The organism is Yersinia enterocolitica (genome assembly GCA_002082245.2).
Lineage (GTDB): Bacteria > Pseudomonadota > Gammaproteobacteria > Enterobacterales > Enterobacteriaceae > Yersinia > Yersinia enterocolitica_E.
The window spans coordinates 3,977,634-3,990,182 of the sequence record NBTC02000002.1; the positions used below are offsets into that span (position 1 = coordinate 3,977,634).

Here is a 12,549-nt window from a genome sequence, read left to right on the forward strand (position 1 = left end):
ACTATGCAAAGTATTATAAAAATTCACCCGCTGGATAATGTTGCTGTCGCACTGCAAGACCTGGCCGCAGATGAAGTCATTGAAACCGGTGAGCTCAGCGTTAAGCTGGCTCAGCCGGTGGCCCGTGGCCATAAGTTTGCTTTAACAGCGATCGAACCGGGTCAGATGATCGTTAAGTATGGTTTGCCTATTGGCCATGCATTAATTCTCATCCAACCGGGCGAACATATTCATTCGCAAAATGCCAAGACTAACCTCAGTGATCTGGATGAGTATCAATATCAGCCGGAATTCAGTGACCTGCCACCACAAATGGCAGATCGTGAGGTACAAATCTACCGTCGTGCTAACGGTAATGTGGGGATTCGCAACGAATTGTGGATAGTGCCGACTGTTGGTTGCGTGAATGGCATCGCCCGCCAAATCCAGCAGCGTTTCCTGAAAGAGACTCAGGATGCAGAAGGTATTGATGGTGTTTATCTGTTCAGCCACCCATTCGGTTGTTCACAACTGGGTCAGGATCATGAAAATACCCGTACCATGCTGCAAAACATGGTACGTCACCCTAACGCGGGTGCGGTGCTGGTGATTGGCCTGGGTTGTGAAAACAATCAGGTAGATGTTTTCCAAACTACGCTGGGCAAGGTTGATGAAGATCGCGTGCACTTTATGGTCTGCCAGCAGCAGGATGATGAAGTTGAAGCCGGTTTAGAGCATTTACATGCGCTCTATCAGGTGATGCGTAATGACCAACGGGTGCCGGGCAAACTGAGTGAACTGAAATTTGGTCTGGAATGTGGCGGCTCTGATGGTTTGTCCGGTATTACGGCTAACCCTCTGCTGGGGCGCTTCTCTGACTATGTTATTGCGAATGGCGGAACTTCTGTACTGACCGAAGTACCGGAGATGTTCGGTGCGGAACGTATTCTGATGAGCCGTTGCCGCGATGAAGCGACTTTTGAAAAGACGGTCAGTATGGTCAATGATTTCAAACAGTACTTTATCGCTCACAACCAACCGATTTATGAAAACCCATCACCGGGTAATAAAGCGGGCGGTATCACCACATTGGAAGAGAAATCCCTTGGTTGCACCCAGAAAGCGGGTCAGAGCAAAGTGGTCGATGTACTGAAATATGGCGAGCGCTTGCAACGTCCCGGCTTGAACCTGCTCAGCGCACCGGGCAATGATGCGGTGGCAACCAGTGCTTTGGCGGGTGCTGGCTGCCATATGGTGCTGTTCAGTACTGGTCGTGGCACACCTTACGGTGGTTTTGTACCGACGGTGAAACTGGCAACCAACAGTGAATTGGCAGCGAAAAAGCCACATTGGATTGATTTTGATGCTGGTAAGTTGATTCACGGCACCTCAATGGATACCTTGTTGACTGAGTTTGTCGAGTTGATTGTCGACATTGCCAATGGTAAACCGGCGCGCAATGAAGTGAATGATTTCCGCGAACTGGCGATCTTTAAAAGTGGTGTAACCTTGTAAATAGTATGTCTTTCGAATAATATGAAACGGTGTTTTATTTTTTATAAATAAGCTCCGATACCCAAAGTAATTGGCGTCACAGGTAGGCCGCCCGCGAATAAACCCCGATGAGCTTACTCAAGTAAGTGATTCGGGTGACAAATCTGCCGAGCTGATTTGAACACTGCTTGCAGTGGCCTGAACGAGATAAAGCCCATGGATGGGCCGAGTAAAGGGCAGCTAACAATCCTGTGGCTTCAAGCACGAAGGGGGTTCATTATTAACAGTCAGACTCAGTGCGGGTAACTGCACTTCAGGACTCCCCACCATGACCTTCTATTGGTTTGCTCAATCCATTGGTGTACTGGCATTTTTTGTCGGTATCACCATGTTTTTCAACCGTGATGAACGGCGTTTCAAACTTCAACTTTCCGCATACAGTGCCATTATTGGTTGCCACTTCTTCCTGATGGGAGCCAGTGCTGCCGGCAGTAGTGCCATGCTTAACGCATTACGTAATCTGGTAGCCGCTAAAACGCGCAGTAATATTGCGATGATGGTCTTTATCATCCTGACGCTGACTTTTGGTATTTGGCGTATGCAACATGCGGTGGAAATATTGCCCATTTTTGGCACGGTAATTAGTACTTGGGCACTGTTTCGCACCCATGGGCTGACCACCCGTTGTGTGATGTGGGTCTCCACCGTCTGCTGGGTTATCCATAACGTATGGTTGGGCTCTATTGGTGGCTCATTAATTGAAGGCAGTTTCTTACTGCTAAACGGTTTTAATATTATCCGTTTCCGCCGCCTGCAACTTAAAGGAATAGACCCTTTCCGGGTTGAGAAGAAAGCGGTAAAAGAAGACGCCGCCCAATAAAACTGGGGGCTGTAATCGCCCCCACGGGTTATGACACTATCCTGATTCAGATGCTTTTACGGTTCGCCAGTGGATCTGGATTAGCCAATCTGGCATCGTCTGCCTGGCAGGCTGCGGCAGTGAACAGCACATCGGTGGAGGAGTTCAGGGCGGTTTCGGCTGAATCCTGTAACACACCGATAATGAAACCAACTGCGACCACTTGCATTGCTATTTCGTTTGGAATACCAAACATGCCGCAAGCCAATGGGATCAGCAACAGCGAGCCACCGGCAACCCCGGATGCACCACAGGCACAGACCGCAGCCACTACACTCAGCAACAGCGCTGTGGGTAAATCAACCGGAATACCCAGCGTATGTACCGCCGCCAGTGTCAGCACGGTGATAGTAATTGCCGCGCCGGCCATGTTAATGGTGGCACCCAATGGAATGGAGACTGAGTAAGTGTCTTCATTCAGGTTCATCTTCTTACACATTTCCATATTTACGGGAATGTTAGCCGCTGAACTGCGGGTAAAGAAGGCGGTTACACCACTTTCACGCAAGCAGGCAAAGACCAGTGGATATGGGTTACGGCGAATTTTCCAATACACAATCAGTGGGTTTATTACTAATGCCACCAGTAACATACAGCCAATTAATACGATGAGTAGCTGTGCGTAACCCAGTAACACGCCAAAACCCGTTTCTGCCATGGTGGAGGCAACCAAGCCAAAAATACCCAGCGGCGCAAAACGGATAACCACTCGTACCACTTTGGTCACCGCATCAGACATATCATTAATTAAGGCTTTAGTGGTATCCGCAGCATGACGCAAGGCAATACCCAAGCCCACGGCCCAGGCCAGAATGCCGATATAGTTGGCATTGAGCAGCGCATGAATCGGGTTAGCAATTATGCTGTTCAGCAAGCCTTTCAGTACTTCTACAATCCCACCGGGAGGGGTGATTTCAGCAGTATTGGTCGCCAGAATAAGGGTGGATGGGAACATAAAGCTAACCACCACAGCAATCAATGCGGCTGAAAAGGTACCCAATAGATACAAAAACAGAATAGGGCGGATACTGGTTTTTTGCCCCTGTTTATGGTTGGCAATGGAGGCCATGACCAGCATCAAAACCAATATCGGTGCAACAGCTTTCAATGCACCAACGAATAATGTACCGAGCAGACCAACGGCTGTAGCTGCAGGGGTAGAGACCACGGCCAAAATGATACCCGCCACCAAACCGACCAGTATTTGTTTAACTAAACTACCACGGGCGATAAACCCGATAAATCCAGATGGTGTCTTTTCCATAGTTTTCCAGTGATGCCTCTTCCCAAGTTAAACTTGTTTTATTTTTTTACCCATTTAGCACTCAAACCGGAACGGGACTGAGCGCTTATGTTCACACCTGTAACTTAATATTATTTGTAACTGGGTGTGTTTGCTTTGACAGTATAAGGGAATCTATTGGCGAGGAAAAAGACAATCAGCAAAATCCAATACGGATCAATATTGCATAACATTTCGTTTACATTTATGTGATCGTAATAACATTTGGTGAGTGGCGAAATATACGGGATAAATGCGGGGTTATTACTCCCCCGCATAATAGATTGTAGCGTCAGGCAGCTTACTTGTGGATAGTCTTATCTGCTGCTAAACGGCGGTCTGCACGATGATTTACCCAGACATTAATTAACAATGTCAGTGCCAGAATACCGGCTACCACACCTAATGAAATGCCAATAGGGATATGGAACAGGTCAATAATCATCATTTTGATACCGATAAACACCAGAATGACGGATAAACCATACTTCAACATTGAGAAGCGTTCGGCCACGTTTGCGAGTAAGAAATACATGGCACGCAGACCTAAAATAGCGAACAGATTAGAGGTCAACACAATAAAGGGATCGGTGGTCACCGCGAAGATAGCTGGGATGCTGTCAACGGCAAAAATCACATCACTTAGCTCAACCAGAATTAATACCAGCACTAGTGGTGTTGCATAGAGCAGGCCATTTTTACGCACAGTAAAGCGGTCGCCATGTAACTCATCCGTCATGCGTAAGTGATTACGAATCCAGCGAACCAGTGGTTTCTCACCGATGGGAGTATCGTCTTCTTTTGCCAATGCCATTTTGATACCGGTAAACAGCAGGAAAGCACCAAACAGATACAGGATCCAACTGAATTGCGACACCAGCCAACTGCCGGCGAAGATCATAATAGTACGCAGTACAATCGCACCCAGCACACCGTAAATCAGTACCCGGCGCTGCAAATTGGCAGGAACAGCAAAATAGCTAAACAGCATTAACCAAACGAAGACGTTATCTACGGCGAGTGCTTTCTCGATCAGATAGCCAGTCAGGAAGGCAAGTGCTTGCTTGTCGGCGATATCACGCCCCACTGTTTCGGCCAGATACCACCAAAAACCAGCATTAAACAGTAAAGACAAACTAATCCACACTAGAGACCAGCAGGCAGCCTGACGCAGTGTCATGGTTTGTGCACCACGACGCCCCTGTAGGAGTAAATCGATGGCAAGCATAATCGTCACGATAACAGCAAAACCACCCCACAATAAGGGAGTACCCACGGTATTCATCATTCATAAACCTCTTAAAAACAAAAACGGCCAACGTCGGAAGACGCTAGCCGCTATGTCTGAGCTGCAAGCAAACCTCGCCTTCCGGCAAGGTCTCACTTACAACACCGATAATGTAACAACACCCATAGGTGCTAGTACATAATGAGGTTGCCCGGTAACCGGGTGCTTTCGCACCGTAATGACGGCTGACCGGCAATGAAGTTACTCCCCTTTGCCGCGCAAAAATAATGGAAAATGGGCTGCTGGTCAATCATTGAAAGTAAATTAACTTACAGCCGGTGGCTGGGTATCGGCTGGGAAAATAACCCCAGTCTGGCGGCGAATATCTGTTTGAATACGCGAGGTGAGCAACGACAACTGCAAACCAGCGTGTTCTACCTGCGCATTTTCCACCAAATTGGCAAAAACCTCAGCTTCATACAGCATAGTATTAATATGCTGTGGCAGCGTCAGATCCACCGAATGGCCCCCTCTTGGGGTAAAGGCGATAGACAGACATTCAGAGATACTTTCAATAATCAGCGAACCATCCTCCCCCTGAATTTCACTGGGGATATCTGATTGGCTGACTTTTGAATGGATGAGAACCACATCAAAATCGCCATAATTCATACAGACGGTGCCGTGGGCATCGACCCCACTGGGGAGCAAACTGGCGCTGGCCAGTACTGATTTCGGCTCGCCCCATAATGCCAGTGCGCTAGCCAAACAGTAGTAACCAATATCCATGATTGAGCCATTAGAAAAGGCCGGGTTAAAGGTGTTGGGATTTTCGCCGTTCAGGTAGCGCTGGTAACGTGATGAATATTGGCAGAAGTTAATGGTGACTTTACGTAATTTTCCCACCTTGGGCAGTGCCTGCTTTAACTGAATAAAGTTAGGCAGATAGGCAGTTTTAAAAGCTTCAAATAGCACGACCTGATGTTCGCGGGCACAGGCAACCAGCGCTTCGACTTCAGCCAGATTTGATGCCAGCGATTTCTCGCAAATAACGTGTTTTTTATGGCTGAGGAACAATCTTGCCTGGGGATAATGTAGGGAGTTCGGGCTGGCAATATACACCGCATCAATCTGGTCACTCGTCGCCAAGGCTTCCAGATTATCAAAGCAGTCAGTAACGTTGTAATCATCGCCAAACTCTTGGGCCTGTTCCAGCTTACGGGAGTAAACGGCAACCAGTTTCATCTTGCCACTTTCGTGGGCGGCATCAACAAAGCGTGCGGTGATCCAATTAGTGCCAATAACAGCGAAGCGAATCATAGTGAACTCCGTTACTACAGAAGAAAAACACGTTGAACCGCCAGATGGTTACACCCACAGGGAGATTTTCTTGGCGAATTCCCTTCGTACTTGACGTTACAGGGGGCGCTATGTTCACTTGCTTGCCGCCTGTCTGCCCCTTGAAATCTATTCGGTATGGCTTTGTAAATCAAATACTAATAAATCGCACCAAACAGATCCAAATGAGTCAGATAGAGGCGAGTGTCAAACTCTAACTGATGATATTGCGGCTCCATATGGCAGCACAAACTATAGAATGCTTTGTTGTGATCTTTCTCTTTCAAATGCGCCAATTCATGAACCACTATCATTTTTAGGAAGGCTTCTGGCGCGTTTTTAAACACAGTGGCGACCCGAATCTCTGCTTTTGCTTTCAATTTGCCACCTTGCACCCTGGAAATTGCGGTATGCAGGCCGAGAGCATGCTTCATCACCTGAATTTTACTGTCGTAGGCCACTTTACTTAACGGCTGAGCGTTGCGTAGATACTGGTTTTTTAAATCAACCGTGTATTGATACAACATCTTATCCGTATTGTAATCATGGGATTGTGGATAGCGCTGACGTAATACATTCCCCAGACGCTGCTCGGTGATGAGTTGGCGTACCTGAGACTGTAAGTTTTCGGAATAACCTTGCAGATAAGTCAGTTCCTGCATATGTATTTGCTCTGGCTAAGTTAGTCAATCAATTGATGGCTGATATGGGCCGATAATAACGTTTTCCCATCGTTTAGACAAAATCCTATTGTGCAGTTGGGCCAAATCTAATGACTTAAATAAAAAGTATCAGTACCAGCATCACGTTACACTTTGCTGGTACTGGTTTTTCGTTAAGAAATTAGTATCTAACTAATTTAAAATTGGTAATTGATACCCAAAGTCGCTTGGGTATCTGAGTAATTGTGCTTACCTAACTGCTGACCAAGGTGGCTCCATAGCTTAAGGTTGTTATTGAACTTGCCCTCAACACCTAGTTTCAACTCAGCAATGTTGTTAATTCCTTGCGGTGTAATATGGGCATCATCCAGTAATAGCCCTTTATTCCCGTTGCTATTTATCCAATTAGTTTCAATGAACGGTTTGATTTTTAAGGTGTTAGTAGTAGATAAAGTATCAGTGCCAAGTTCTAGCGTTGTAAGTAATCCTAATTTGGTCGTAACCGTATTGTGCTCTTCTATCTTTATCTGTGGCCCGGTGAGTTCTTTATGTTGCAGCCCACTGCTACGTTGCAACAATACTTTCGCCTGCGGTTGTACAAATAACTTAGCCTTCTCTTTTTCGATTAATTGAATTTTGTAACCTGTTTCTAACGCCGAGGTGAATATATAAGACTTATAATTCGCACCGGTGACGACTTCTGGTGCCTTAACCTGATTATTAAACATTCCGTATTGTGCAAGTAAACCAATATAAGGCCCAAGTTGACTGATGTTGTTGGCATGCCAGACGCTATATAACCCTAAGTTATAGCCAACTACAGACCCATTAGCTTGATGCTGAGATGTGGTGGAATTGCTACGACTGCTGGCTTTACCGATACCGGCAGTTATTCCCAGAATTCCTAGATCATGTTCACCGCTGCTCCATTGGCTTATTTCGCCCCCTAATTGAGTTGAATAGCGGGTGCCTTTGGTGTGGAGTTGGTCCTGACCGGAGCTAAAGCGGGTTATCGCCCCATTGGTGTTTAACCACATGCCGGTAACTTTTTGCTCGCCCGTCATTGGGTCAATGTAGGGAGTTTCTCCTTGGCGATGCTGTAGGTCGTCAGTAATAAACATCTGTTGTGCAGCCATTTGGTTGGCAAGATAGCTACCGGCTTGCGGATTGTGGCCAATGACAAGTGTTGATTTAGCTATATTGTCTACGATATCCGCTCGTGGGATATTGATGCCTGCTTTCGGTTTTTTTCTCTCTTGTAGCTGCTGTTGTTTTTGAGCAATAGGCTCTGGGGAGAGCACTTTAGCAGCAACGGGTTTTATCGCCTGGAAGAGATCGCTGGCTTCAGTAAATACAGCACCTACTTCATCGAGTAAACTATCTTTACTATCAGCCCAGGCAGTTGTGCTACCCAATACTAATAACAGAGCGCCAATAGCTTTAGCACAAGGCGTTATACGATAAGGTGATAAATGGGCGTCAGTAGGTTGCAGTGTTTCTTTGCCACTATCGGGCTGAGTAATATTTGACATATACATTTTTTATTTACCTTCCTGGTAATTAATGTTAAAAATTTATCAATGACGAGATATATTATTTTCCAACGACAAACATTGGTTTCCTCTCAATGTGTTGCATTTGAATTTGGTTAAAATAAATATAATTTTTGATGCGATTTAATTAAATAATGATATATTAATTATTTAATTTGTTATGTGAATAAATAATAATATATAATTAATAAACTGTTTAAGTTCGTCTGGTTGGGTATTTTATATTGAGCCAAAAGAATTTGAGTCATTTGATAATGAGTTAACATGAAAGTAAGCTTTGGTAATGATTGGTATCAGGGTAAAATACGCCATTGATTAAGCTATGTTGAGCTATTGGTCAGATTGCTTATCAGGTCATGCCTCTGGCATTTCTGCCTTTTAGCTAGCTTTGGCCTTGCTAAAATGTCATTTAAGCAAAAAAACATTTTACTGATCGCCCGTTTTAGGGGATAAACAGCCCAAATTTATTATTCAGGAGCGGTGATGAGCCAACTCTTACTGGGAACGCAAAGCCTTGAGCTTGAGCGTTTTCCACCACAAGAAAATTCCAATACCCTACAGGCGTGGGAAGCAGCAGATGAATATCTGCTACAAAACATTGACTTAAGCCAAATTGATGGCCGCCCGGTGCTGGTATTTAATGATCAGTTTGGAACGCTGGCCTGCGCTTTACATGCTTATCGTCCATTCAGTGTCAGTGACTCTTATATGAGCCAGTTGGCGACGACGCATAACGTGCAGTTAAATCAGTTAGATGAAAATGCCGTTACCCTATTAAGCAGTATTGATGCGTTACCCGCCGCTCCTAAGCTGGTGGTGATTAAGATCCCTAAAGCTTTGGCGCTGTTGGAGCAGCAATTACGCGCATTGCGCCTGGTCGTAGCCCCAGATACGGTGATTATTGCTGGGGCGAAATCCCGCGATGTGCATAATTCAACTTTGCAATTGTTCGAAAAAATTCTTGGCCCGACCAAAACCACGCTGGCGTGGAAGAAATCCCGCCTGATTCACTGCGAAGTGGCAGATATTCCACTGGCAGATATTCCACTGGCAGATGCGCCGGAAACCACCGATTGGCCGCTGGCGAATACCGAATATGTCATCCATAACCATGCTAACGTTTTCTCTCGCAATAATTTGGATATCGGTGCGCGCTTCTTTATGGAGATCCTGCCGTATGATGTGGCGGGCAAAATCGCGGATCTGGGTTGTGGTAATGGTGTCGTCGGTTTAATTGCATTGGAACAAAATCCATTGGCAGAAATGCTGTTTGTCGATGAGTCCTATATGGCCGTTGCATCCAGTGAGCTGAATATCACCTATAACCGCCCACAAGACTTACCACGCTGTGAATTCATGGTAAGCCATGGTTTGGCCGGTGTTGAGCGTGAGAGCCTGCAACTGGTGCTATGTAACCCTCCGTTCCACCAACAGCATGCGGTCAGTGACCATGTGGCCTGGCAGATGTTCTGTGATGCTAAACGTTGTCTGAAGGTGGGGGGGGAACTGATGATTGTGGGTAATCGCCATCTGGACTATTTCCACAAACTTAAACGTTTGTTCGGTAACTGCGAAACATTAGATTCAAACCAGAAATTTATGGTGCTGAAAGCAGTGAAAACGGCATCATCCCGTTCCGAGGGTGGTGGTAGCGGCAGTCTTGATATGTCGTATAGCGATTTCTAAATACCCTTCGTACTTGAAGCCGCAGGGGTGTTAGCTATGTTCACTCACTCGAATCACTTACTTATGTAAGCTCATCGGGGTTTGTTCACTTGCTGCCTACCTGCGACTCCACTTACTTTGGGTATTCCCTGCTTGAAGCCGCAGGGGGGTCATGCCACCCCCTGTTTTGCTTATTCCTGCTTATATAACCAGCGCCAGACGCGTCCCTTGATCAATTGCCCGGCGTGCATCCAGCTCAGCGGCGATATCCGCGCCACCAATCAAATGCACGGTTTTTCCCATATCCAGCAAGGGCTGATGTAATTCCCTACGCGGTTCCTGGCCCGCACAGATAATGATGGTATCGACGGGTAAACAGCTCGCCTGTTCTGCACGGGTGATATGCAAACCTTCATCATCAATGCTGTCGTAACTCACACTGTTAAGCATTTTCACCCCACGCATCGCCAGGCTGGTACGGTGGATCCAACCGGTGGTTTTACCCAAGCCTTCACCCACTTTACTGGTTTTCCGTTGTAACAAGAAAATCTGTCGAGGTGACGGATGCACTTTGGACCCCGTCGGGGATAATCCGCCACTATGTGCCAAATGTTGATCGATGCCCCATTCGCGACTGAATGCAGCACTGTCCAGACTGCTGGAATCACCGGATTGGCTGAGGTATTCGGCGGTATCAAAACCAATTCCCCCCGCACCAATAATGGCCACGCGCTCACCGACCGGTTTTTTATCGCGCAATACATCCAGATAAGTAAGGACTTTCGGATGCTCAATCCCCTTGATAGCTGGCAGGCGTGGCTGGATACCACAGGCGAGGATAATTTCATCAAAATCAGCCAACTGCTGTGGCTGTACCGAGGTATTTAGCTGCTGAATAACACCATGGAGCACCAACTGACGGCGGAAATAGCGCAGCGTTTCATAAAATTCTTCCTTACCTGGGATCTGCTTGGCAATGTTGAATTGGCCACCGATATCTGTTGCAGCATCAAATAGCGTCACTTGATGACCACGGCTGGCAGCGGTAACGGCGAAAGCCAGTCCGGCCGGCCCGGAACCGACGACGGCTAACCGTTTTGGTGTTTCTGTGGGGAGTATGGGCATTTCGCTTTCACGGCACGCGCGAGGGTTGACTAAGCATGAAGTGAGTTTGCCTTCGAAAATCTGGTCCAGACAGGCCTGATTGCAGCCGATACAGGTGTTAATTTCGTCGGCCCGATGTTGTGCTGCTTTTTGGACAAACGCCGCATCAGCGAGGAACGGGCGCGCCATTGACACCATATCCGCGCAACCATCAACCAGTACCTGCTCAGCAACAGCAGGGTCATTAATGCGGTTAGTGGTGATCAGCGGAATAGCCACTGCCCCCATCAATTTGCGCGTCACCCAACTGAATCCGGCCCGTGGCACCATGGTAGCGATAGTGGGAATACGTGCTTCATGCCAACCAATGCCAGTATTAATCAGGGTGGCACCGGCCTGTTCAACCGCCTGCGCCAATTGTTCAATTTCTTGCCAACTGGAACCTTCTTCCACCAGGTCAAGCATCGAAAGGCGGTAAATCAGTATAAAATCAGTTCCGGTCGCCTCACGGACTGCCCGCACAATTTCTACGGCAAAGCGCATTCTGCGAGTAAAGTCCCCGCCCCAGTCATCATCGCGCTGATTAGTTCTGGCGGCGAGGAACTGGTTAATCAAATAGCCCTCAGATCCCATCACCTCGACACCATCGTAACCCGCTTGTTTGGCAAGCTGTGCACAGTTGGCAAAGTCGGCAATAGTTTGCCGTACTTCATCACTACTCAATGCCTGTGGGGTAAAGGGGTTAATCGGCGCTTGCAATGCGGAAGGAGCCACGGGGTGTTTCTGATAGCTGTAACGGCCGGCATGTAGGATTTGCAGCGCGATCTTACCGCCCGCCTGATGTACTGCATCCGTCACGATTTGATGATGGGGGACTTGCGCCGCATCATTTAATACTGAGGCCCCCTGATACACCACGCCTTGCTTATTGGGGGCGATACCCCCGGTGACAATCAGGGCGACACCACCGGCGGCCCGCTCAGCATAGAATGCGGCCAAACGTTGAGGTCCATCGGGTAATTCCTCTAGCCCGGTATGCATCGAACCCATTAATACGCGATTTTTCAGGGTAGTAAAGCCAAGATCAAGGGGCGCGAGCAGGTGAGGGTAAGCTAACATTGCAGTCTCCATCGGGTGCACTCTGGCTATATTGCAGCAACGTAAATCTGCGCAATATCACCAAACTGTTATTGTTATGTCTCTGCCGCTCTGGCCGAATGCAGCAAGTGGTCGGATGAGATTTTTTATTCAAATTTAGACGGTGCTGTGCAACTTGGGAAATCGCAGTGTGCTGATTGTGATAGCCGTCATGAATATGACATCAG

The 12,549-nt window shown here is 47.2% G+C and carries 9 protein-coding genes; 3 read left to right on the plus strand and 6 right to left on the minus strand.

Annotation, left to right across the window (positions count from 1 at the left end; translation table 11 throughout):
- Positions 1 to 3: 3 nt before the first annotated feature.
- Both A6J66_019680 and A6J66_019685 read left to right on the plus strand, forming a co-directional pair.
- Positions 4 to 1,494, plus strand: coding sequence for an altronate dehydratase (locus A6J66_019680; GenBank protein PNM26188.1), 1,491 nt, complete (start codon positions 4 to 6; stop codon positions 1,492 to 1,494).
- 307 nt (positions 1,495 to 1,801) lie between these two features.
- Entirely contained in the window at positions 1,802 to 2,353 is a 552-nt protein-coding gene (locus A6J66_019685; protein ID PNM26189.1) for a YgjV family protein, read from the plus strand.
- A gap of 46 nt (positions 2,354 to 2,399) precedes the next feature.
- On the opposite strand, the gene A6J66_019690 is transcribed toward A6J66_019685, so the two are convergent.
- The 5 genes from A6J66_019690 to A6J66_019710 form a co-directional block, all read right to left on the minus strand.
- Entirely contained in the window at positions 2,400 to 3,656 is a 1,257-nt protein-coding gene (locus A6J66_019690; GenBank protein ID PNM26190.1) for a serine/threonine transporter SstT, read from the minus strand.
- Between the two features lie 319 nt (positions 3,657 to 3,975).
- Positions 3,976 to 4,962 carry a TerC family protein gene (locus A6J66_019695; GenBank protein PNM26191.1) on the minus strand — a complete coding sequence of 329 codons (987 nt, stop codon included), beginning with the start codon at positions 4,960 to 4,962 and terminating at the stop codon, positions 3,976 to 3,978.
- A gap of 264 nt (positions 4,963 to 5,226) precedes the next feature.
- A complete protein-coding gene (locus A6J66_019700; GenBank protein PNM26192.1) occupies positions 5,227 to 6,222 on the minus strand; it encodes a gfo/Idh/MocA family oxidoreductase in 996 nt (331 codons plus the stop codon).
- A 176-nt stretch (positions 6,223 to 6,398) separates the two neighbouring features.
- Positions 6,399 to 6,902 (minus strand): M48 family peptidase, encoded by a 504-nt coding sequence (locus A6J66_019705; GenBank protein PNM26193.1) that lies wholly within the window; start codon positions 6,900 to 6,902, stop codon positions 6,399 to 6,401.
- A gap of 197 nt (positions 6,903 to 7,099) precedes the next feature.
- A complete protein-coding gene (locus A6J66_019710; protein ID PNM26194.1) occupies positions 7,100 to 8,440 on the minus strand; it encodes an autotransporter outer membrane beta-barrel domain-containing protein in 1,341 nt (446 codons plus the stop codon).
- Positions 8,441 to 8,938: 498 nt separating this feature from the next.
- Here A6J66_019710 and A6J66_019715 point away from each other — a divergent pair, with 498 nt between their 5' ends.
- Positions 8,939 to 10,141, plus strand: coding sequence for a 23S rRNA (guanine(1835)-N(2))-methyltransferase RlmG (locus A6J66_019715; GenBank protein PNM26195.1), 1,203 nt, complete (start codon positions 8,939 to 8,941; stop codon positions 10,139 to 10,141).
- Between the two features lie 180 nt (positions 10,142 to 10,321).
- On the opposite strand, the gene fadH is transcribed toward A6J66_019715, so the two are convergent.
- Entirely contained in the window at positions 10,322 to 12,343 is a 2,022-nt protein-coding gene (gene fadH, locus A6J66_019720) for an NADPH-dependent 2,4-dienoyl-CoA reductase (GenBank protein ID PNM26196.1), read from the minus strand.
- Between the last annotated feature and the right edge of the window lie 206 nt (positions 12,344 to 12,549).

Coding starts and splice junctions, on each gene's coding strand:
- A6J66_019680 (PNM26188.1), top strand. CDS start 4: ATGCAAAGTATTATAAAAATTCACCCGCTGGATAATGTTGCTGTCGCA.
- A6J66_019685 (PNM26189.1), top strand. CDS start 1,802: ATGACCTTCTATTGGTTTGCTCAATCCATTGGTGTACTGGCATTTTTT.
- A6J66_019690 (PNM26190.1), bottom strand. CDS start 3,656: ATGGAAAAGACACCATCTGGATTTATCGGGTTTATCGCCCGTGGTAGT.
- A6J66_019695 (PNM26191.1), bottom strand. CDS start 4,962: ATGATGAATACCGTGGGTACTCCCTTATTGTGGGGTGGTTTTGCTGTT.
- A6J66_019700 (PNM26192.1), bottom strand. CDS start 6,222: ATGATTCGCTTCGCTGTTATTGGCACTAATTGGATCACCGCACGCTTT.
- A6J66_019705 (PNM26193.1), bottom strand. CDS start 6,902: ATGCAGGAACTGACTTATCTGCAAGGTTATTCCGAAAACTTACAGTCT.
- A6J66_019710 (PNM26194.1), bottom strand. CDS start 8,440: ATGTATATGTCAAATATTACTCAGCCCGATAGTGGCAAAGAAACACTG.
- A6J66_019715 (PNM26195.1), top strand. CDS start 8,939: ATGAGCCAACTCTTACTGGGAACGCAAAGCCTTGAGCTTGAGCGTTTT.
- fadH (PNM26196.1), bottom strand. CDS start 12,343: ATGTTAGCTTACCCTCACCTGCTCGCGCCCCTTGATCTTGGCTTTACT.